Annotated in this window: 13 protein-coding genes; 4 read left to right on the plus strand and 9 right to left on the minus strand. The window is 53.7% G+C overall.

Translation table 11 applies throughout. The annotated features are described in order from the left end of the window. Positions 1–73 precede the first annotated feature (73 nt). A complete protein-coding gene (locus Poly59_RS15565; protein ID WP_246151680.1) occupies positions 74–2,809 on the minus strand; it encodes an endo-1,4-beta-xylanase in 2,736 nt (911 codons plus the stop codon). Positions 2,810–3,037: 228 nt separating this feature from the next. On the opposite strand from Poly59_RS15565, the gene Poly59_RS29575 reads away from it, so the two are divergent. Then, a complete protein-coding gene (locus Poly59_RS29575) occupies positions 3,038–6,307 on the plus strand; it encodes an oligogalacturonate lyase family protein (RefSeq protein ID WP_186776289.1) in 3,270 nt (1,089 codons plus the stop codon). Between the two features lie 131 nt (positions 6,308–6,438). Here Poly59_RS29575 and Poly59_RS15585 read toward each other — a convergent pair whose 3' ends face one another. The 8 genes from Poly59_RS15585 to Poly59_RS15620 all read right to left on the minus strand — a co-directional run bounded on the left by Poly59_RS15585 (position 6,439) and on the right by Poly59_RS15620 (position 19,030). Further along, the gene (locus tag Poly59_RS15585) at positions 6,439–7,245 is read right to left on the minus strand and encodes an HAD-IIB family hydrolase (protein WP_146535009.1); all 807 of its coding nucleotides are present in this window, start codon (positions 7,243–7,245) and stop codon (positions 6,439–6,441) included. Then, positions 7,238–9,244: an alpha-amylase family glycosyl hydrolase gene (locus Poly59_RS15590; protein WP_146535010.1), complete on the minus strand. Its 2,007-nt coding sequence runs from the start codon at positions 9,242–9,244 to the stop codon at positions 7,238–7,240. Before Poly59_RS15590 ends, Poly59_RS15585 begins: the two co-directional genes overlap by 8 nt. Beyond that, on the minus strand, positions 9,210–11,450 hold the full coding sequence (locus tag Poly59_RS15595; RefSeq protein WP_246151681.1) for an HAD-IIB family hydrolase: 2,241 nt from the start codon (positions 11,448–11,450) through the stop codon (positions 9,210–9,212). Before Poly59_RS15595 ends, Poly59_RS15590 begins: the two co-directional genes overlap by 35 nt. Before the next feature lie 370 nt (positions 11,451–11,820). Next, complete coding sequence (locus Poly59_RS15600; protein ID WP_246151682.1) at positions 11,821–13,086, minus strand: hypothetical protein; 1,266 nt, start codon at positions 13,084–13,086, stop codon at positions 11,821–11,823. Between the two features lie 217 nt (positions 13,087–13,303). Further along, positions 13,304–15,307, minus strand: coding sequence for a glycoside hydrolase family 32 protein (locus tag Poly59_RS15605; RefSeq protein ID WP_146535012.1), 2,004 nt, complete (start codon positions 15,305–15,307; stop codon positions 13,304–13,306). Positions 15,308–15,623: 316 nt separating this feature from the next. Next, entirely contained in the window at positions 15,624–16,514 is an 891-nt protein-coding gene (locus Poly59_RS15610; protein ID WP_146535327.1) for a helix-turn-helix domain-containing protein, read from the minus strand. Between the two features lie 207 nt (positions 16,515–16,721). Next, positions 16,722–18,476, minus strand: coding sequence for a LamG domain-containing protein (locus tag Poly59_RS15615; RefSeq protein WP_146535013.1), 1,755 nt, complete (start codon positions 18,474–18,476; stop codon positions 16,722–16,724). Further along, positions 18,473–19,030 (minus strand): sigma-70 family RNA polymerase sigma factor, encoded by a 558-nt coding sequence (locus Poly59_RS15620; protein WP_315852597.1) that lies wholly within the window; start codon positions 19,028–19,030, stop codon positions 18,473–18,475. Before Poly59_RS15620 ends, Poly59_RS15615 begins: the two co-directional genes overlap by 4 nt. A gap of 261 nt (positions 19,031–19,291) precedes the next feature. Here Poly59_RS15620 and Poly59_RS15625 point away from each other — a divergent pair, with 261 nt between their 5' ends. The 3 genes from Poly59_RS15625 (at position 19,292) to Poly59_RS15635 (ending at position 23,464) form a co-directional block, all read left to right on the plus strand. Continuing rightward, positions 19,292–20,524, plus strand: a complete 1,233-nt coding sequence (locus Poly59_RS15625; protein WP_146535015.1) for a DUF1559 domain-containing protein — start codon at positions 19,292–19,294, stop codon at positions 20,522–20,524. Positions 20,525–20,604: 80 nt separating this feature from the next. Further along, entirely contained in the window at positions 20,605–20,787 is a 183-nt protein-coding gene (locus tag Poly59_RS15630; RefSeq protein ID WP_146535016.1) for a hypothetical protein, read from the plus strand. A 205-nt stretch (positions 20,788–20,992) separates the two neighbouring features. Then, on the plus strand, positions 20,993–23,464 hold the full coding sequence (locus Poly59_RS15635) for a family 78 glycoside hydrolase catalytic domain (RefSeq protein ID WP_246151683.1): 2,472 nt from the start codon (positions 20,993–20,995) through the stop codon (positions 23,462–23,464). Positions 23,465–23,479 lie beyond the last annotated feature (15 nt).

A 23,479-nucleotide genomic window follows, 5' to 3' on the forward strand; every position in this document is an offset into this window, starting at 1 on the left:
CAACTCAATCGAAACCAACGGCCACTCACTCAACGCCGATAGTTGGGCGTTCACGGGCGTCGCCCTTGAATAACTACTGCTTTTCGGTGGAAAGCAATTCGTAGACAGCGTCGAATGCTGGCTTCGGCTTGCGATCGCGGTTGAATAGCAGTGGATGATTGACTCTTTGCCACGGAAAATAGTTTAGCCAGCTCTGGCCGTCATGCAGGTTCCAAAATGATACGCGAGCAATCGTGTCTTGGAACTCGTCGAACAGACGGAATAGATCCACGTACTGTTGGATCATCTGTGCTTCTATATCGGCTGGCATGCCATCCTTGTAAGGATCGAACGACTTGAGCTCGTCGCGGTGCTTGTTGCCGTCTGCCCACCAGCGGCCTCGTTTGACGACGTCGATGTCAAGTTCCGACACGACAACTTTCAAACCAAGCTTTTTGAGTTCGACAAAGGTCTTGCGTAGATCGTCAAGCGAATTGTCACCGAGTTCAAAGTGGCCCTGCATTCCGTAGGCGTCGATGGGAGCTCCCTTCGCCTTCAGTTCAGTAAGGAACTCGATCAACTTCTCACGTTTGCCCGGCAAGTGGCCGTTATAGTCGTTGTAGATCAGCATCGCATCGGGATCTCCGGCTCTCGCAACCTTGAATGCGGTGACAATGAAATCCATTCCGGTCGTCCGCGAATAAACCGAGTCTCGCAGCAGGCCATCACCGCTGTCGCCAATCGCTTCATTTACCACGTCCCAATGGGTGGCCACATCTGCGTAACGATCGACAACCGTCTTCACATGCGACTCGATGCGTTGCAAGAGTATCTCTCGCGAGACGGGAGCGTCACCTTCCTTCGTCATCCATTCATCGGTGCGGTCATCTTTCGCCCAGACAAGACAGTGACCAACCATCTCAAGATCATTCTTTCGAACGAACTCCGCAAAGCGATCGCTTGCCTCGAAATTCCATCGGTCTTCCTCGGGATGAATGCCTTGCGGCTTCATGCAGTTTTCCGGGGTCAGGATTTGAAAGTGCCGACGAATCAAAGCAACGTCTTCGACATCCTGCAGCACTCGATGGCTGACTCCCACACCCATCTTGAAACGCTTTCCGACGGCATCTTTTAGGGAAGGAACAACGGCAATCGCGTCCAATCCTTCGGTGCCAAACGGATAGGTCGTGACGCCAATCTTGTCGAGCAACGCTCCATCTTCGCGATACTTGATGGTTAAGGTGTGTTTGCCAGGACTTGGTTCTAACGCAGCGATTTTGACCCATTGCCAGCCACTGGTTGTCAGTCCGTTGACCGACGCAAAGTTCTTGTCATCGAACTTCACCCAAAACGAATCGTCGTCCGCGGAAGGACAGTTCACTCTGGCGTAGACGTAGTACTTCGCGTTCTTGCTCGTCACAAATGGAATCGTCAATGCGGCGCGATCGCTATTCGGAACAGCTTGTGGACTGTTGAGACCAGTTTTGACCGCAAGGTATTGTCCGCCGGAAGCCACCGGATCGCTGCCGGTCACCCAGTCGGATCCGTAAGACGTCGCCTCTGCCTCGAACGTGAAGGTTTCGATGTCCTGGTCATCGAGAGTTGGGAAGGTTGAGTTTCCTGTTGTCCAAGCGTCGTACCAGAGTTCATGGTCAACGGTCTCAAACGGGTGTTTGGTAACCGCGGTATTCGCATCCGTTTTGCCGAGCAAAAATTTGTCCACGAATGCTTCGACTTCGGGACGTTGACTCGCAGGGAGCTGGCAATGCTGGTGACCGCCGACGATTGAAAAACCAAATCGATCACCAATGCCAAACGTCTTCCAAACTTTGTGAGCAGCCCGACAAGACACATATCCGGACTCATCCGCTAGCCATTCGTAGTCGGGATTTCCGAGGACCAGCAACGCTCGCGGAGCAACCATTGCCATCAACTCATGGTGGTCGTACGGAAGTTTTTCGACGGCGTCCGAAAACTGAAACATGTCTTCCAAGAACCATGCGCGACTTGTTTTGCCGAGCGTTTCCACGTTGCCGAGCGTCTCCGAAACTCGCCACGCCGCAGCACCTCCTCCGCCAGGTTCCTGAGTGATTGTCAGCGCAATTCGTTCGTCGAAGGCTCCGGCAAACAAAGCCATCTTTCCGGCAAACGAACAACCAGTCACCGCAAGGTGTTTGCGATCAATCGGAAGGTCATTTTCGACAAGTTCAAGGCCATCAATGATTCGACTGACTCCCCAAGGCCATGCACTGTAGGCTCCGATGTGAATCTGGTCGGGGTAGAGTCGGTTGATGGGTTCGTCGCCACGAGTTTGTGTGTGCGACATCACCTGACCAAAGTCGAAGGCAATCGTAGCGATCTTTCGGCTTTGAAAAATGTCTGCGGGCAGGCTGCCCGTTCCTCGCCCCATTCCAATCACAGCCGGAAATGGTCCGTCGCCGTCCGGTAGCTCAACGCGCGCCGTCAACGTCAGCGTTTCACCATTCTGCGTCACTTTCACGGTCAGCATGCCATCTTTGAAATCGGCAACGATGCCCTTTGGCTGAGGCGGCTTCGTGCCAATTCCGTAGTGCTCAATTTCCGTCTTGATTTCCGAACGACGACGAGCCCAGTCGTTGAATTCAGTTGAACGTCCGCTGCCGTCCGACCACGCAAATGGATCGGGAAGAGGCCGAACCGAGGGCAACTTTTCGAATTTGGGCAGCGCAGGTTTCGGGAACTCCGATCGGGCGTGCTCAACGTCATAGACAAGAGGAACGTTCTGCGCGGGACAGCTTCCGGCCGCGAAAATGAGTAGCGTGAATCGGACGATCATCGCTGAATATGTCATGTTTTCTAGCATGTACGGTGACTTTCAAAAAGATGATGGCTCGGCAGCGTTCGCAGTAACACCAATTCAGCAGTGAGAAATGCTTCGCACTAGGATGTAGGCTTACTCGTCGTGAACATGCATCATTTTCGCAAAGCAGAAGCCATGCGACTGCAACAATGCAGGCAATCTCGACAATAATGATCGAGTCATTCTATCCATTTGAAATCGCGAGATGCGAGTTTATCAATGAAGCATATTCTAGAAGCGTTTTTGCTCAGAGCTTTTTTGGTGCTGCTGACCGGTTGCTCGATAGCAGTGGCAGGCGACCCACCCCGCGAATGGATCGACGCGAAGACGGGGCATCGGGTGGTGCGACTTTCTGAGCAAGCCGGCAGCGTGAGTCTGTACTTTCATCAAAACACGTACTCTCCCGAGGGAGACAAGCTGCTGATTTCAACACCGCGCGGGCTGGAAACCGTTGACTTGCATTCGTACGAACTAAAAGTTGTCGTGCCTCGCAGTGATTTTCGGATGGGTGGCAGCAGTGGTGTCGAGATGGGACGTAAGACCCGCCACGTTTATTATGCAGCACGAACTCGCGAAGGTACGGTCGTTCGAGCGACTCACATCGACACGGGTGAAACTCGTGATCTCGTCACTCTACCGCGGGGGGCCGGTTTTAACGGTGTTAACGCTGATGAAACGTTGTTATTCGGATCGATCAGAGATTTCGAGACGGCGGACCGTTCGGGAGATCGTGATCGTTCTCGCAGCGGCCAGCGTGATTCAGAGCGGTCGATGAAGCTGTTCACTGCGGACATTGCCACTGGCGAGATTAATACCTTTCATCCATCAAAGGCGTGGCTGAATCATTTGCAGTGTTCGCCGACCGACCCAAAGTTTGGACTGTTTTGTCACGAAGGCATTTGGCAGGACGTCGATCGCGTTTGGACGATTACATTGGGAAGTGAAGACGCGAAGTTGATGCACCGTCGACAACAGCAATACGAGATCGCTGGACATGAATTTTTCAGCGCCGATGGTCAGTGGGTCTGGTACGACCTGCAAACACCGCGGGCTGATCAGTTCTGGCTCGCAGGCGTGGATGTGAAGACCGGCGAAAGAATTCGATACTCATTGAAGCGACAAGAGTGGTCCGTTCACTACAACCAATCTCAAGACGGGAAACTGTTTGCGGGTGACGGCGGTGGACCGGAAAGTGTTGCAAACCAAACACCGCTGCCAGAAAAACGACGGTTGAATCCTGCCGGCAACGGCCAATGGATTTACTTGTTTCGACCAAGCGATGAATTCACTGAAGCAACGGTCGGTGGCGAACCAGCAAAGTCGGGTACGTTGACCGCCGAGCGTCTAGTCGATCTTTCGACTCATGACTACGACCTTGAACCCAACGTCAACTTCACACCGGACGGCAAGTGGATTGTGTTTCGGTCCAACATGCACGGCGAACGGCATGTCTACATGGTGAGTGTCGAACGGGACAAGGGTGCTGGTGACACACCGGCCTTGGAATCTGCATCGCTCTCAGCCGACACCACACTCGTTCAACGCCGATTGGTGCTGATTGGCGACTCCACCGTGAAGAACGGAACTGGTCGGGGCGACGACGAACTTTTCGGCTGGGGCCAGTTCATCGACAATCACTTCGACACCAATCGCATCGAAGTCGAGAACAGGGCGCTGGGCGGTCGCAGCAGTCGGACGTATCTCACCGAAGGTTTGTGGAAGAAGTCGCTGGATCGTCTGCGCAAAGGTGACTATGTGATGATGCAATTCGGCCACAACGACGGCGGCAAGATGTTTGACGGTGATCGGCCACGAGCGTCCATCAAAGGCAACGGCGACGAATCAATCGACGGAGTGGTTGCTGAGACAGGCAAGGCGGAAACCGTTCACAGTTTCGGCTGGTATCTGCGGAAGTATATTGCGGATGCGAAAGCGAAAGGAGCCATTCCTATCGTTCTGTCGCAGGTTCCTCGCGATCGCTGGCAGGAAAGCCGCGTGATTCGTTCTGATCGTGACTACGGTTTATGGGCTAAGCAAGCTGCTGAGCAAACGGGAGCATTGTTCATCGATTTGAACGAGATTGTTTGTCGCCGGTATGAAGAGTTGGGCGAAGAGAAAGTTGGCCGTGAACTGTTCACTCCTGACGACTGGACCCATACACGCCGAGAAGGCGCCGAGATCAATGCGGCTTGCGTCGCTGAAGGAGTCGAGACGCTAAGAGATTGTTCGCTTAAAACGTTCCTGCGCGAGGACGAGGGCAAGTCTGCAGAGACTCAAAGTTCTTGGCAGTTTCATTTTGGTGACGGCCCGGCCGAATCAAGGCACTCGCACGTTCGTCCCAATGACGAATACTCCAGTCAACGTGGTTATGGATTCCTGAAAACCGACTCAGACAAGGCTGCCGTTTTTGCAATCGACATTGAAGAAGGCAATTACGCGGTGACCATGCGTTTCGGGCATGCCGATCGTTCCACGTCAACCACGATCAAAGCAGAAGCTCGTCGATTGATGTTGGAAAACGTCGAGACAGCACCAGGCGAGTTCGTGACGCGAACTTTTAGTGTTAACGTGCGGGGCCCAATGATTTCGTCTGGCAATAAAGTTGCATTAAATAGCCGCGAATTGGAAAATAACGGGCACCCCAACTGGGACGGTCGACTGACGCTTGAGTTCAATGGCAAACAGCCGCGTGTTGACGCAGTGACCATCGAGCCGGCGACTGACACGACAACGATCTTCATCGCTGGCGATTCCACCGTCACTGATCAACGCAACGAACCATACGCCGGCTGGGGGCAGATGCTAACGCGGTTCTTTAAACCAAGCGTCACGGTATCGAATTACGCTGAATCTGGATTGGCACTTCGTTCCTTCGAGTATCAACGACGACTCGAAAAGGTTCTCAGTACGATGAAGGCGGGTGATTATCTGCTGATACAGTTTGGGCACAACGACCAGAAGGATAGGCGAAAAGACGCAGGCGCTTTCACGACTTACAAGAGGAAGTTGGCGGAGTTTGTCGAAGCGGTTCGTTCGAAGCAGGGAATTCCCGTGTTAATCACATCCATGGAAAGACTACGAATGGACGAGCGAGGTAATCAAACACCAACGCTTTTCGAGTTCGCTGAGGCCGTCCGTCAAGTCGGAATGGAAAAGGATGTGCCCGTCATCGATCTCAACGCGATGAGTCTAGAATTCTACGCTGCCCTTGGGCCGAAACGAGCCACCGAAGCGTTCGTGTTTTATCCCGCGAGAACCTTTCCGGGGCAAGTCGAGGCACTGGAAGATCGCACGCATCACAATTCGTATGGAGCGTATGAATTGGCCCGTTGTGTGGTCGAAGGAATCCGCGCACAGGTCCCTGAACTGGCGGGGCATTTGGCCAACGATGTCGGAAGCTTTGATTTATCCCACCCCGATGATCCTAAGTCCTTCCATCTTTCACCAAGTCCGATGGTTCAGGTATCTAAGAAGCCGGTTGGAAACTGAACTAGCGTGATCATTGTGTCTTTATTTCTCACCCGACCAAAATGCCGTCGGTCAGCGTCAAAGCTTTCAAAGTGGGCGCGATTCGACCTAGTATCCGGTTCGTAAGGACAGAGGCGAGTTTGTTGAGACTGCTATCTTACGAAACATCTTAACCCTTCGAGGACACCGCTCGTTGCATGGGCTTTTGCGATGATCAATCGGTTTGTCCACCCTGCGGAATCGTGGACGCGGCGAACTTCGGCTGCAACGGACTCGTCGGCGTTTCCGACGACGATGCTGCAGTACCCTGCGGTTAAGGCGGCGAGGTCGTTTCCTGAATCGCCCGCAAACGTGATGGAGGCTTGGTCAGTACCGGTATGACTGGCCCACCACTGCAACGCGTACGCCTTTGAGACTCCCGTCGGCAACAAGTCGATTAGGCCGCGGCCAGTGAACGGGTCAATGCTGTCGATGACACGGTAGGGAGCCTGGTCGTGGCTGAGTTGATCTTTGATCGCAGTGACCAACTTGTTCAAGGTCGCGGCGTCACAGTAGTAGCTGATCTTGTATCGTGACTGCTTTTCGTCTTCTTGCAGTTCTAGGTTGCCAAACTGATCAAGCGATTGCACGATTCGGTTTCGGTCATGATTGCCTACCAATTGTCCCAAGTGATCGGTGTACCCCTGGACCAAAACGTACTTGCCAGCATCCCCCGATTGATAGATTGATGCACCGACATCGCAGATCATCCAAGGCGGCGACGGAAGGCCATGGGAACGGACCGCGTCGAGTACAAGTTCGAGGTGTCGGCCGGTCACGTACATTAATGCAATGTGGTTGCGATCAAGTTCCAATTGAAGTTCGTGCAAATCCAAGCGGTTCTGTTCGTTTCCATCGAGTGGAATGAACGTTCCGTCCATGTCGGTTGCGAGTACGACGATGGGGTGCGATTTAGACACGACTTAGCCAGAGGTATTGGTACGGTTGGAGGTGTAAGTCTTCGCTGGTTCGAAAGGTTTCGCCGGTGATGGCGTCCTGGAAGAACCGTCCGAGTCCGGCCGTGCGTAGGACGTTACCGGTGAGGGTTTGCGGGAACTCAGAGAAGTTTGCGGCGACGATCAAGCGGTGCCCGTCGTGGTATCTCAAGAAGCACAGAACATGCGGATTGCCGGTCGACACTAGCTCCATGGCTTGTCCGGATAACGCGGGCAGCGACTTGCGGACGCTGATCATTCGCTGCAACGAACGAAAGATTGACTTGCGTATCGAACCGTCGCGAGACCCTACGTCGTCGCCAAGGTCCTTGAGAAATTCCCACTGCATTTTTGGACGATGAACCCAGCGAGTGTCGCCAGCCTTGGCCGGATCCATCACAAAGTCGTAGTCGTTGAGCATTCCCCATTCTTCGCCCAAATAGATCAACGGGATGCCGCCGATGCTTAGCGTGATGTTCTGCAGCAACAGCATTCGGCGCAAGGCCAAATCACGCTGCTCGGGCGAATCCTGTTCAATCGCCAGTTCGAGTCCCGCCAGCGAGGCGAGCGTACCGGCGATGCGCATGTCGCCGGTTTCAATGTTCTCTTGAAACGGGACGCCACGGGCAAACGAATTTGGAAACTGACCCGTATAAAACCGATTCAAAAACTGACGATGATCGTAAGCATTGATGCCCAGCGCCGCCGCGTCCGCGTCGTCGAACGTCCAACCGATATCATCATGGCATCGAAGGTAGTTGACCCAAGCGGTTTGTTTTGGCAGCTCGTGCCGATGGCTAAGCGAGCGGACTAGCAAGTCGACTTTTCGAGTCGCCAGGGATTCCCACAACAGTGCCATCAAGGTTGGGTTGTACGAAATCTGGCATTCTTCATCACTGATGTATTTTACAACATCGTCCGGGTGCACGATCGCCTCGGACTTGAACAACAGACTTGGCGTTGCGATCCGCGCTAGTTTGTTAAACGCTCGAATCAACAGGTGAGCTTTCGGCAAATTCTCGCAGCTCGTCCCCATCTCTTTCCAGATAAAGGCGACTGCGTCGAGCCGTAGCGCATCGACGCCCGTGTCGGCGATGAAGAACATTTCTTCCAGCATGGCACGAAAGACCGACGGATTGCTGTAGTTCAAATCCCACTGGAAACTGTTGAACGTCGTCCAAACCCACTGCTCCATTCCATCGTGCCACGTGAAGTTGCCACGTCGCACGGTCGGGAAGATTTCTCGCAGCGTTTTCTCGTACTGGTCTGGAATTCGTCGATCGGGAAAAATGTAATAGAAGTCCTGGTACTCTTGGATTCCCGCTTGCGCCGATTGAGCCCATAGGTGATCATCCGACGTATGATTGAATACAAAGTCGAGGACCAGCGTGATGCCGGCGGCTCGCAGTTCATCGGCCAACAGTCGCAAGTCGTCGATTGTTCCTAATCGTGGATCAACACTTCGGTAGTTGCTGATCGCGTAGCCGCCGTCGTTGTCGCCCGGGCGAACCGCGAACAGTGGCATCAGGTGCAAATACGTCAGTCCGAGCTCTTTGAAATAGCCAATGGACTCTCGCAACTGACCAAGATTGTCACTGAACAAATCCACGTACAACGCGCCGCCGACAACCTTCTCGGACGAAAACCAATCAGGTTCATTAATGCGTTGCCGGTCGAGATTCCGAAGCGACTCGGGACGATGCAGCCACGCCGTCGCTGCGGTCAGCAGGATTTGTTCGAGATGGTAGAAAAAGTCGTAGCGATTGCCGTACAGGTCGAACAACAACTCGAAAAGCTCGGGCCAATGCTCAGCAAGACGCACGTCGAATTCGTGCGTCAACTTTTCATCCGCCTGCTCGGCGGCCCAAAGCGTTTCTAGGCGAGGCTGCAAACGCTTGAGTGACAGTTCGGCTTTTAATTGAATTGGATTCGGCGCACCGACAGCCCCATTACTCGGCGTTCGTCGGTGGTTCGATTCGATCATTAGGAATCACGATGTTTTCTAAGAAGTTGTAGTACTGGATGCCTTCGATGACACCGCGTGCATGGTGTCCGTTGGCAAAATAGATTCGAGGTTTGCTCCGCAGACGTTCCAATTCGGGGCTGTAATTGCCAACCACCACGCCCAGCGTTCGTCCGAGCAACATCCCAGCATCGTTACCCGAATCGCCAGCGACTAGCACATTGTCAGGCGAAAATCCCCATTTCCACAGCAGATGTCGCATGGAAAGATCACTGCCGCCGCGGACCGGGATAACATCAAGATACATTCCCAACGATAAGACAACTTTAGCACGCAATCCGGCTTCGCGAAGCAGCTTTTTGATGTCCGCAAGGCTCGGTGATTTCTCAAAATCAATTTCATAGCTGATCTTAAACTCCGACTGGTTGTCATCTGTTTGTCGGAACAGTCCCGGTAATTTCACCAACAGGGAATCAACATCGTTCGGTCGCCACGCAAAACCAATTTGTTTTCGCCAACTTCCGTCCGCTGTCAGTGATGCACCATAGTGCAACTGAGTTCCAGCATCAGTGTCTATCACGTCGGGTTTTGGAAGTCCAAGTTCGTCGATCAATGCCATCGCGCTATCAAGGCGACGACCGGTCGCGATTCCGAATCCGATGTGGTCGTTTTCACGAATCAGTTCGTTGAACTCGGCCAGCGCTTCTGGATCTCCCGTCAGAGTATTGTCCAAGTCCGTAATGACTAGCCGATCAAACTCTGGCAACCGACGTTCGCGAGATCGGTCGGCCAGGGCAGGCTTTGTCGAGTGTTCGAGAATGTCGTCAAGGTCACGCAGATAACGCTCGGCATGCTTGCTCCACGAATAATGTTTTCGCGTTCCCTTGATGCCATTGTCGGACCATTTCTGCCACTGCTCGGCATCATCCAACGTGCGCAACAGCGCATGTTCGATTTCTTCGCTGCTCATCGGATCAACCAGTAATCCGTTATCGCAGTTGCCAATGATGTCACGCGGCCCGCCATCATTGGTGGCAACAATCGGCAAACCTGTCGCACCGGCTTCTAGCAGTGTTAGGCCGAACGGTTCAGTGAGCGCTGGGTTGATAAAGACACCTTTGCCCGTCACGGCGAGGCGATAAAGGTCAGGGATGTCGGTTGGCGTATGAGTTTTCGGATACGCAACTTTGCCGTACAGGTCGTACTTATCGATCAAGTACAACACGTTGTTGACGACCTGTTGCTGCGATTTGGGAAGTTCGCGAAGGTCGTCGCGCATACCCATGATCATCACCAAGTTGGCGGCCTCGCGCAACTGCTCACTTTCGCCGTAAACCTGAACAAGTTTCTCCAAATTCTTGCGTTCGTCTGGACGAGCCAGTGTCAGGATCATCGGCTTGTTCGGCTCCCGCAGAAACCGATTCACTTCTCTTGCAATTGGCGGTTCAACGAAGTCGTCAGCCGGTGGCGAAAAATTTGTCAGATCGACGCCCGGTGGAATCACCTCCATCCGTGATGGTTGGTAATGATCGTAGTGTTCGTATTGATCGGTGACTTCTTGGCTGGTGCTAGTGACAACCATCGACGCGGTTTCTAACGCGATCTCTTCGGCTTCGTTGCGAAGGGAGAACTTGTATTTTCTTTCGAGGGCGTCCGGGTTCGCTTTGCCCAACAACAGTCGTTCACGTTTGACTCGCCCTAACGAGTGGCCGGTGAAGATGTAGGGGACATGCAACAAACGAGCCAATTGAGCGCCCGCCAATCCGGCGTCCGCGTAATGGCCATGAATGATGTCGGGCAACCCGTTGCGGCGAAAATGAGCAAGAGTTTGGTCGACGAACATCTCCATGTATGGCCACAGAGCTTCCTTTTTTAGGTAGCGTTTGGGGCCAAAAGGAATGCGTACGATCTTTGCGTTCTCGGAGATCTGCTCGTCGAGCTTGGCGTAGTCCGACGAAACTTTGGGATCAATGATTTGGCGGGTCAGCAGTTCGACTTCACGCACGTGCGGATGTTTGGCAAGTTCACGTGCCAGTTCGAGTACGTATTTGACTTGACCGCCGGTGTCTGCGTCACAACCGAGCTCAGCGTCTTCGCCTCGAATCAGACCATGCAAACTAATTAGACAAATTTTAAGTGGTTCTTCGCGATTCAGGAGGCCCATGTTTGATTCGGTATCCGTTGATTCGTTTGAAATGGTTTCGGTGCTAGTGGACGCAATCGTCATGGTCTATTGATCCCATTATCGAGTGATCACGCTTGCACGTCTGATCACGCTCGCACGTACCGACTCGAGCGCCGCACGACGGCAAAGGCGGTTTGCCGTGGTCGCTCGAGAGTGAAAAATCGTTGCCCGCACTAATCGCTAGCAATTGATGCGCCAAAAAAACGAGAAAGTGAATTCGCTGACAATTCACATTGGCCAAACACCAAAAAACCGGGGCCAGTCGCACGATTGCATTGGATTCTGCCGGACTGATCGTAATTCTAGCATCTTTCGCGAGAAAATTCTTCCGCACCGATGCGAGGTGTTTTACGAGCAGCGTTTCTGTTGCATTGGTAGCAGTCTCAGCGAACTTTGCTAAGAAGACTGGCAACTACTCCGACGCAACGATTTCGCTGATGTCGATCAGATGCAGTTGGCGACCTTCGCCTGAGTGGGGCGAGTCGATCGCGACGAGCTTGCCATCGTTGCTGCTGCGCGGGTGCGTGTCGCACCGCCACTCACCGGTGTATTGCGGCGGCGAATGAAAGCCACCCAGTTCAACTCGGCGGCCCGTCGGCACGTGAAAAAGATAAGGGTGTTGGTTGCGTGTCCTGTTGTCGGGATAGGTGTCGTTGAGGATCCATTCGTTGTCGGTGTTGGGAACGTAAGTGTTGTGGCCGTTGAGAGTCATCACGCCCTCGCCAACAATCTCGACCTCGTCGGTTTGATCCTTAAAGACGTAGAACGCATCCTTCTTTCCGGCCGGACGTGTCCATGCACAGACATGATCGGAGTCTCGCCAAATGAAGTGAGAGGTGTAGCCAGATGGATCGAGGATGAAACGCTGTGATCCGTCCATGTTGACCGTGAACATCCTGGTCGTGAAGCGTCCTGTTGGTTCGGCATCCGGTCCGTCCCCGGTGCTGTCACGCCAACGATGCAGCACGATGAAGCGATTGCTGTCGGGGCTGATCAGCAAGTGATTGAAGTAGTTCCATTTGTCAGCGAGCGGTTGGCCGAGATGATCGATCCGTGCTGCATCGGCGAGCGAGAAGATCAGCTCCGATTCACCTGTCTCGAGGTTCATCTTCCAGACACCCGAGTCCTCCGGTGCGCGCTGTTGGGGATACGCTCCGCTGAGCCCAACGTATCCGTATCCGGGACGCATGCGCTGAATCCGTGCAAAGTCGGCCGTGATCGCCCACTTGCCGTCTGGGCTTAATGCATAGACGGGGCGCGGCAGCGTACGCATCTTGCGAGTTTTTACGTTCATCACTCGGCAGACGTACTTGTCACCGTCGCGATCGTTCCAAACCACTTCCGAATCGGACATCGGACGCCACTGCAACATGCATCCTTGTTGCCAACCCCAAGCAGTCGTGTTGCCCAATTCAATCCATTTGTCGTGATCGCCCGTATCGATCATGCCAACGCGAATTTCGTCATCAGCGCGGGGCGTTCGGCCTTCGAAGTCAACTTCGTTTGACAACACGAACCGGTTGGTCGGGTCAAATTCGAGTTTGTCGTAGTACCCGAACCAGTGATGCTTTGGGCCGCCGGTGATCGTACGAACTGGCGGTAGTGTTTGTTGGCTATCTCGACCGCGAGCAAGGGAATTCCACAACGGAAACGTTGACGCCGCAGCAAGAGACTTCAAAGCGGATCGTCGTGATGAGTGATGCGTCATGGATTGTTTTGTGATCGGGAGGCGGTGTTTCGCGTGCTGCCAGCGGCGATATGAATCGATCTCGTAGTATATCGTTTCGCGGTTTGAACGTTTGAACTGACGGGGCAGTCCCCCAACAGGATTCGTTCGTTCTCGCTATCCGGACTCTTGCTGGATCCGGCAACTACCAATGAAACTGGAATGTTTCTTAGTTTTTCCATGTCGATTTGAGTTCACGAATCTTTAGGTCGTGAATCAGCGCGTCACCGCCAACCGAATGGATCGACATCGTTTTCGGTCCGTGGTTTGGGTGAATGTAGTGCGCGCCAAAGTTCTGGCCGTCAAACGCGAAGGCTTCGACGGTTAGCCGATCCACTAGCAGTCTTAACGAGACCTTGCCTTGTTTGGAACTCAGTTTATCAATGCATATTTGCAACTCTGATTCGCCCTTGTCGTTGACTCCCGTGTGATTCAGGACCTGTTTCTTGACGTCGTAGCGTACAGATACACGCGGCAGGTCGAACACAACTTCCGACGCATTGCCCGGGCTGAATGTGACTTCCAAATCAACGAGATCCAGATTTTGGATGCCACTGAGCGCGTTGATTCCGTCGGAGAGTTTTACCTGACCCAAGTCGTGCGTCTTGCTGACGAGCGAATCGATTTCGGAAATCGGCGACACAAACAATCGCACTCCATCGTCTGTCGTTTTCAGACTCAGATCACAAGGGAACGCCATCTGTTGGTTATGCGGAACGTCGAACGTTTCCGCCGCGTTAGGGCCTCCTCGCATCCAACCGATTTGAACAACTCGGCCGTTGGGGGCTTGGTTGAAAGTCTGGGCCGCGTAGAAGTTACCGCGACCGATCTGCAACGCTTCGGTTTCCGTTTTAAATTCTTTGCCATCAAACGTGCCAATTTCGTAGTCGAAACTTGCATCATAAATCAGGCACTTCATGTTGTTTTCGTCACCATCGACTGGCAAGAAAACAACATCCATGCATTCAAACGCCCAATCTCGCATCAAGTCTGAAGCAAATTCCCAGTCGACCAAGTTCTTTGACGTGAACCAACGAACTCGGCCAGGTTTTTCACCGACCCAGAGCGCCATCACCCAATGCTGCGACGGTTCGTGCCAGAAGACTTTGGGGTCGCGTTCACCGTTGTCAAAGCCTTGGTTTTCGACCACTGCGCGACCTTCGTTCCAATAGGTCCACGATGCACCGCTGTCGGTGCTGTAGGCCATGGCTTGATAGAACGCGGGCTTGCCGGCAAAGGTATAGAAGGCACACATGGTCTTGGTGTCGCCGACTTGTTTGCCCAGACTGTTGTTGTGGTCGATCACCGCCGTCCCTGAGAATACAGTGCCTGCCTGGCGATCGACTCTGTATGGCAAAAGTGCGTGGTCAAGTTGAGTCCAATGGACCATGTCTGGGCTGGTGGCGTGGCCCCATGTCATGTTGCCCCAATCGGTTCCTTTGGGATTGTGTTGGAAGAACAAGTGATAGTTCTTGCCGTCATAGACCATTCCGTTGGGATCGTTTAGCCAGTTCTTTTTCGACATGAAATGAAACTGCGGCCGATTGGGTTGGTCGTATCCAACATCGGGATAAGCCGTAGCTGAGATGTCGCCGGTAAACGCAAATTCTTTTGTGGTATCGGGCGAAGGTTTTTCGGTGCCACGAAAATCGTCGGCATTGATGTGGCCCCAGCCGCCGGTTGCGTTGTCAAAGATTTGCAACTGAGCCGACTTGCCAACGTAGGCCTTCACATCGCTGCTGTGCATGACCATCGATTCGTCGTCAACGCCAGTCGCCAACTCGATTACCTTGCCGTCGACCAACAGGTTCACACCGACTTTACCGGGCAGGTGTCCCGCGCCAACGCGAAAGGTGATGTAGGGTCGTTCGATGGTGAACTCTCGCGAGGTCAACGTGCCGGTAAGGCTGTCGCCAGCGGTCTCGCCAGGCTTGCCTTCTTTGCCGTTGTACTTCTCGTATCCGCCAATCCACCATGTTCCTTGCATGTTGGCTGGTTCACGATTGCGAGCTGCTGTGTTGTCGCCTTTGGTCGGCTGGACTCTAAATGCGTCGCCTTCGACCGTCCAACCTTCGAGTGTACCGGATTCGAAGTCGGCGTTCGGAAATAGCAGTTCGTCGGCGTGCACGGTCGAGGCGGCGAGCAGGATCGCGAGAGAGATGAAGTGCTTCATAGGATCGATCTGCAAAAGTTAGGCGGGTTATGGAGGCATTTTTCTTGGTCGAGTACGCAAGACGGACTCAAGCGAATCCCAGCAATATAGACGGTTCGCGGTCCGCCAGCGAGGATTCTCGAGCGAGGGGGATGGCGAAGGACTCGGAAGCATCCATTGCATCGCGGCATGCATTTTGAACGCAAACCATGAATCCGTCGGTGCGTCTGCTAACGCCGCACTCGTTGCCGCCGCTATCCGAGCGTGCGCGTAACGCTTCGATGTTGGTAACACGAATCAACGTTCGGTCGCGTGGACTCAAGCGAATCCGCGACCGTCAGTCGTTGATGCTGCCGTGGGCAGAGGAGTTGAGGTTGTGTTTGCGATAGTCGCGTGGTGACGATCCGATCAGGATTTTGAATTGTCGACTAAAATAGTTGCTGTCTGCGAATCCGACGGACATCGCGATATCAGTGATGCTCTTGTCGGTTTGGGCAAGCAGTTTGCAGGCTTGTCGAAGTCTCAGTCGAATCAGGTAGGCGATTGGTGGGCAGCCCATCGTCGCCTCGAACGTCCGCAGAAAATTTCGGCGCGACATGCCTGACATTTCAACCAGCTCGTCGAGCGTGATCGGATCCGAGTAGTGACGTTCAATCTGGGCAATCGTCTCGGCAATTCGAAGCAACGATTTGCTTTGCGGACTGCGTGATTGGCTGTAGCACCGCGACAGAAAGGTTGCTAACTGCAAGAACGCCGTCGTAGCCATCACTCCAAATCCCGCGTCCCGCTCGGCCAGTTCTTGTTCCAGTTGATCGGCAAGCCGAATTGCCTGGACAAGTTCCGGGGGCGAGAGTTGCAAGCGACTGTTAAAACCGTGGCGTTTGCGCCAAGCAGGTTCCAGCGTGAACAGTGCGTGATACCCAGGCAGCGATGGCAAATCGCTTAGCGTCATCGGCAACTCGTTTCCGTCGAACAAGACGTTGATCAGACGCAACTGGTCCATGTTCAAATAGTCATGGGGACGCGAAGGCCCGATGACAAAGGTGTCGCCGGCGACAAGTTCGTAAGAATCCTCGCCGGTGATGTGTTCCCCCTTGCCGCCGGTAATGATGACGATTTCCGAGAACTCGTGGGAGTGAAGCCCGAACGGTTCCTGCGGATCACGCCGTTCCACGACGATCGGAAACCCGTCCGCGTGGAACCAGTCCTGCTTCTTTAGCACCTGCATAAAAAGTTGTGGGGCTTGACGAGGGTGGGAACGCAATGAAGTATCGCGAGCGCTCGGGTGGGAACACTGGACAACATCGGTTTGGCGATGCCGTCGAAGCCCGCCATTGTGTTGATGCACATCACGCGCGTCAAGGATTTTACGCCACGCTAATCACTCAATGCTGATCGCCTGTTGCTGATCACTTGACCAACTAATCATCCGTCGCTACTTCGATGTCGTTTCTGAATCGCCAACATCGACTAGTCGCCCGGCGGCTTTGATGTGGCTTCGAAGTTCTTTGGGCGAAAGGCTTCGGTCATAGATCGCGACCTCGTCGATCTGGCCAACGAATCGCCGTTCGGCTCGCGATAGATAGAGCTGGCCGATCACAATCTGCATATTGTTGTTGAGCACACTGACATCAGAATGCTCCGCAGTTAAACGCCCATCGAGCCACACCGAAATACGTTCGCCTTTTTTGACTGCGGCGATGTGTTGCCAAACTCGAACTTTATACGGTCTGCTTGCGACGACGTTGCTGCCTTCCAAAACGACGCCTGATGCGGGTGTCCGATGGACAAATCGCAACGTGTTGGGGCGAAGCCCTTCGAGGTCGTTCTTCCAGTGTTGAGCGAGCGTCTCTAGGATGACGGTGTGTGGATACCGTCCGTCTTCTTCCTGAACTCTTTCGTGCATGCAGAGCAATTCGCCGTGATGGTACAGTTCCGGCTTTACCCACATTTCGATCGTGTACTGGTCAAGTGGTTTAGCTGGCCATAGGCCGGAGCTGTGAAAACCGGAAGAGCTTCCGAGTCGCCCCAGTTCGCAGACTTGGTTTTCGCCGTACTGTCGCCAGCCGGGCTCGCCAATCAAGACAGCGTCCATGTTGTCCGCGCTGCCTTCGTTTGCGACGTGGTAGGGCGGTTCGCCGCTGATTTCTTCAAACCGCCAGTAGACGCTCGGCTTGGACTCTAGCACTGTTTCAGCGTATTTTTTATCCAAATTAAGCGGGTCGAACGCGGAAGAACGAGCCGACACAAAACTAGACAGCGACGCTTCGAACATGATCGCTAAGTGATCGCCGTTGGGTTGCGGAGAAAACCGAACGGCCTCGCCATCAACCAAGCAGAGTTCATGAGAAGTCGACACCGCCAGAGGCTTCACCAAGGCACGACCCGTGAAGACGTGCAGTTCGCTTTGCATGCCGTTGGACACCAAACCGATTGAACTTTGACCATCGATTGAAACTTCACCAATGGGGCCATCGACCATCATGTTCCCGCTGCCGGTACCGAGCGATTTTGCCGTCAAGATCCCGTGACGCAGTTCAAGTTGGCCGTCACCTCGAATGAAAATCCCAGCCGGACCCTCAAGTCGTACCAGTGCTTCGCCAGGCGTTCCTTCACCGATTCGGATCTCGGCAATGCCCTCCATCAGTTCCAGGTTCTCGCCGTGCTTAATGGAGGAACCTACGGTTGGATCCGACTCACTCGAAGAGCTCCAAATGCATGCGGTCATCGAAACCAATTGTGGTGATATCGCCGGCACACCGATTTCAGCTGGCGGTCTTTGTGCAAGCCACTGCTTTGCGCTGGACCACACCAACGAAGCGATCAGCAAGTTGCTAGCCACAAGTGCCAATAGCCATGGGCTTTTCATCCATCCGACGGACGGGCGATCGAGTGGGTCGTCAAGGTCACAGGATAGCGTTTCGTTTCGTGCAGAGCTTCGGGACAGGGTTCCGGTCGGGGATTCGTAGGCCATGGCCTCCGATAGAACCTCGGCCATCGCCATTGAGTCTAGGTTCCCAGAATCGGTAAAGGCGCATAACTGATCAATCAAAGCCGCAGCTTCGTTCGCGCCGCCGTCCGATTGGATCAAAGCATTGAGTTTTTCGATCTCGGCATCGCTGAGTGGTTCGGAAAGTAACTTCAGGATCAGGAAGCGCAGATCTTGAAGATTGTTTGCTTCAGGGCTCATTGGGTTCCCTCGCTCACAGAGCGGTCAACACATCTGGACAGTAGGCCGTGGACACGGCTTAGTTCTCGGTAAATTGCATGAGTCGAACGGTCAACGCGACGGGCAATCTCACTGACACTCAACGACTCAAAATATCTCTGGTGAATCAGATCGTGATCCGCAGCCGGAAGTTTTTTCATACAATTTGCAAGCGCTGTTCGTCGCTCATTGACCTCGGCCGATATCGGCACAGCAGCCACCGCCAACTGCTCGATGGTCTCGTCGCTAAGTATTCGAATTTTGTTCTTGGATTCTCGATATTTCAAGAGTTCGAAGTGCGCGATTCGGCAAGCCCAGGCCGCGAAGTTCCCACCTCTGTCGAACTGATTGAACTTTTGCCACAGCACCATGCACGTTCGCTGAAAAACCTCGTCGGCGTCATCCACTTGATTCATCGAAATGACTCGCGCAAATGACATGATCTGACTCGAATGCGCAGCCAGCAGCCGAACGAATTCGTCTTGAGAAATCTTGTTTTCGATGATTCGGTCCGCCGCCAATGTGAACGCGTTCAATTAGCACGAAAGTGCCATAGCTTAGCACGATCGTGACACATCCGTGCAAGTAGTTACCCGGCGATCGCCAATTGTTTCGCGTTCTTTCTGCTCGGTTTTTCGAAATAGTTCTGGTCTTTAAGAAAAAATTCCGTGTTTTTTCAAAAATCGAGCGCGAAGAAATTAGGAGATGCCGGGTAATACCCCGTAAGAGAGTCGCTGTGTTAGATCAGCGGCCCGAGTCACGGTTTCTTTTCTTGTGTTCTATTTCGGAGTTTTCAGATGAAACGCAAACAAGCCGCGTTCACTTTGGTCGAACTGCTGGTGGTGATTGCCATCATCGGTGTATTGGTGGGGCTGTTGTTGCCTGCCGTTCAGGCCGCTCGAGAGGCAGCTCGCCGTATGAGCTGTAGCAACAATTTTAAGCAAATTGGCTTGGGGATCCACAATTACCACTCGGCGTACAAGCAGCTTCCAACATCTGGTACGGGCACCGATGATATTGCTGGTCGCGACATGTGGGATAAACAAAACGACCTTGTCACGGTCAACCGCCGGCTGTCATTTTTGGTCAGCGTGCTTCCCTTCATTGAACAACAGGCGATTTGGGAGCAGATCAGCAACCCGCTTGGCGTGAACGCCAACGGAACGACTCGGACGCCACCGTGGCAAGCAATGGGACCGGGCGTTAGCCGGATTGAATACGGTCCCTACGTGACCGAGATCCAGACATTTCGTTGCCCCAGCGATCCTGGCCGAGGTCTGCCTGCACTCGGGCGTACGAATTACGCATCGTGTCATGGTGACTCGTCGGTGTTTACGCGGGACCCGTTCTTGGACGTTGACGAAGTCTCCGCCGGTGCAACGATTCCTTACAGTCAAGAAAACACGCAGTCGATTCGGTCAAGAATCTGTCACCGCGGCATGTTCGTGTTGGCACGAGACATGAAGTTCCGCGATTGTTTGGACGGACTTTCCAACACCATCATGTGTGGCGAGATCGCTTCGGACTTGGGTGATGGCGATGCCCGTACCAACCTGCCACGCTCTGGTGCTTATTCGGACCTGGCCGGCAGCGGGCGTAACGAGTGTCGCAAAAATCCATCTTGGGGCGAGCAGTTCTTGGATCCCTTGCGTCCTCGTTTCTGGATCCAGGCTGCTTCGTCGTCGGCAAACGCCACCGAAGCACGCGGGTACCGTTGGCACGATTGCTATACCGTGTTCAGTCAGGTTCACACTGTTTTGCCACCAAATTCGGCGATGTGTTCCGGTGGACGAGCTCACAACGACAACGTGCTTCCCCCATCGAGTCGTCACCAAGGTGGTGCTCACGTGTTGATGGGCGACGGGGCGGTCAAGTTCATCACCGATTCGATTGAAGCTGGAAACAAAACAGCGACACAAATCGGATACCACGGTAGCCCTCCTACCGTTCCAGGTTCCCAAAGCCCGTTCGGACTTTGGGGAGCTCTCGGTACTCGGGCAAATTCCGAAGTGATCGATGAGGACATCTAGATCCTAGCCGGTTGTTCGAGTGAACGGCCATCGATCACCGCTGCTATTCCGACATTCACAATTTTTCCCGAGGTCACATTATGACACGATTTGTTTTTGCTCTGCTTGTCTGTGTTCCGCTGTTTGCGATTGGTTGTTCGTCCGAGAACTCAACCATGATCGAAAACGCTACTGACGAAGATGTTGCGAATTACGAAAGGCTGATCGCCGAAGCGAACGGTGAGGTGGAAGCTCAGGACGAAGACGGTTCCTTTGACGAATAGTCGTTAGGATTCGAACAACCTCGCCCCCGTCGCCGATGGCAACGGAGGCGAGGTCACTGCTGCCCCATTTGGACAGCGGTAGCTAAAATAGAAACGGAAAGGCTGACGTGACCTACGCGTTGGCCTTTTTTTCGTCCTGTGATCTCACCAGCGCCCCGCCCTTTGGCCCCCGTCGCATTCGCAATTAACAATTAAAGCTTGCAACATGACCTACCGAAGTTTTTCGTTCTTATTTTCTTTACTGATGCTGGTTGGAACCAGCTTAGGACAGGATTCCCAGACTGCTTCAATTCTGAAGCCTGTTCTAGGTGGCGACGGCGAATCGGGTTACCACGCGATGCTTAGCCGTGGGTACAAGCCGCTGTTCAACGGCAAGGATTTGTCAGGGTGGCGGAATCCGTATCCGCATGGCGAAGCCAAGGTGGTTGACGGCGAAATTCATCTGCTTGCGGATCAAAAGTTTTTTCTGGTCACCGAACAGAAGTACTCGGACTTTCGCGTCAGCGTCGAGATCCATCTGCCCGAAGGCGATGCCAACTCGGGTGTCATGTTTCGGTGTCACGTCGACGACGACGCCGTGAAGAAAGTGTTCGGCTATCAAGCCGAGTGCGATGGTTCGGACCGCCGATGGTCGGGCGGCTTTTACGACGAGTCGCGACGAGGTTGGATTTGGCCGAGCACCAAGGGACGCTCGGAAGATCAATTCCTACGACACGAAGAGGAATCAAAAGCCGCGTTTGCAGATTCAACCATCGCCAATGCGTTAAATCGAAATGGCTGGAATCGTTACGTCGTCACTTGTGTGAAGGATGTGATCACGATCGAACTCAATGGCGTGCAAACGGTACGATTTCGCGACGCGACGGACATCAGCGGATTCATTGGAATTCAGCATCACGGCGAAAAAGGCCAGACCTATCGTTTCCGCAATTTGTTCATCAAAGAACTGCCCGAGATTCCCGCGGAAGAACACGTTGCACTCGTGCAACAAGAGCCGGTGTCGATCAAACGCATCAGCGACAAAGTCACTCAGATTGATTTTGGTAAAGTCGCGTTTGGCAACCTTGTTATGCCGATCGCCGCCGGTGGCGGATCAGCCAGCGTGCATTTCGGCGAGAAGCTAAAAGCGGGTCGCATCGACCAGAATCCGCCGGGCACCGTCCGCTATGGAATGACTCCGATTCGCAATGGCCAGCAACTTGGAAACTGGGTCGTGCCGGCTCCCGTTGACACACGCAACGTTGAACAAGCCGGGCTGATGAACGCGAATCCGCCGGCGGTTCTGACGCCTGCCAATTGGGGATCCGTCATGCCGTTTCGATGGATCGAGATTGAAGGGCTTGCGGACGACTATCCGTTTGAACTGATCCGCCGGCGAACAGCGTTTTCGGCAACATGGAATGATGACGCGAGTTCGTTCGAGTGCTCGGACGAGATGCTGAACAAGATCTGGGATCTGTGCAAATACAGCATCAAGGCAACAACGTTTGCCGGCGTCTACGTCGACGGCGACCGTGAACGTATTCCTTACGAAGCCGATGCATACCTAAACCAATTGAGCCACTACACCACCGACGACAACGTCAAGATGGCGGCCCGGTCCTTTGATTGGCTGATGGAAAATGGCACTTGGCCGACCGAGTGGGCGCCGCACATGGTTTTCATGGCGCACGCTGAATGGATGTACTCGGGTGACAACGAATGGCTGAAGCATCGCTATGAATCGTTGAAGGCCAAAACACTGATGCACCGTAGTGGTGACGACGGGTTGGTCCGCAGTTCCGAAATTGATCAGAAGCGAACGGACATCGTTGATTGGCCGCAGAAGGAACGTGACAAGTTCGTGTTCACTGAGATCAATACGGTGGTCAACGCATTTCACATCGAGGCGCTCAAGCGTATGGCGGTAATGGCCAGCGCGATTGGTAAAAACGACGACGCGAAAGCGTTTGGCGATCGAGTCGAACTAGCGAAAGCAGCGTTCCAAAAAGCGTTGTTCGACGACGCGGCCGGGATCTATCGCGATGGTGTTGGGACCGAACATAGCAGTATCCATGCTAACTTTTTTCCGTTGGCATTCGGAATCGTGCCTCAGGAAAAAATCAGCGGCGTGCTCGCGTGGCTTCGTGAAAAAGACATGGCCTGCAGCCCCTACGCGGCTCAGTACTTTATGGAAGCGTTGTTTCGCGGTGGCCTCGACGACAAAGCTTTGGACTTGATGACGGCCGATGGTAATCGTAGCTGGAAACACATGGTCAACAGCGGAACGACGATCAGTTGGGAAGCCTGGGATTTGAAGTACAAACCGAATCAAGACTGGAACCATGCTTGGGGCGCCGCACCGGCCAACCTGTTACCGCGATACGTGCTAGGTGCCGAGGCCGGTTCACCTGGTTGGACGAGCGTAGCGATCCGCCCAAATCCTGGAAAGCTTAACTACGCTCGTGGTCGGATTCCAACACCACGGGGGCCCGTTGAAATCGATTGGAAAAATGAATCGACGTTTACGATTTCGCTCGCGCTCCCAGACGGCGTCTCGGCCAAGGTGGATTTGCCCGCAGCGGATGCATCGAAAGATGTTTCCGTCGACGGGAAGAATGTCGACGCGACGAAGGCTGATGGGCGTTGGATTTTGAACGACGAGATCAGCGGCAACGTCATAATTGAAGTCAAGTAAGACAGACGCTTCCAA

Origin of the sequence: Rubripirellula reticaptiva (assembly GCF_007860175.1) — a bacterium.
GTDB classification, from domain to species: Bacteria; Planctomycetota; Planctomycetia; order Pirellulales; family Pirellulaceae; genus Rubripirellula; species Rubripirellula reticaptiva.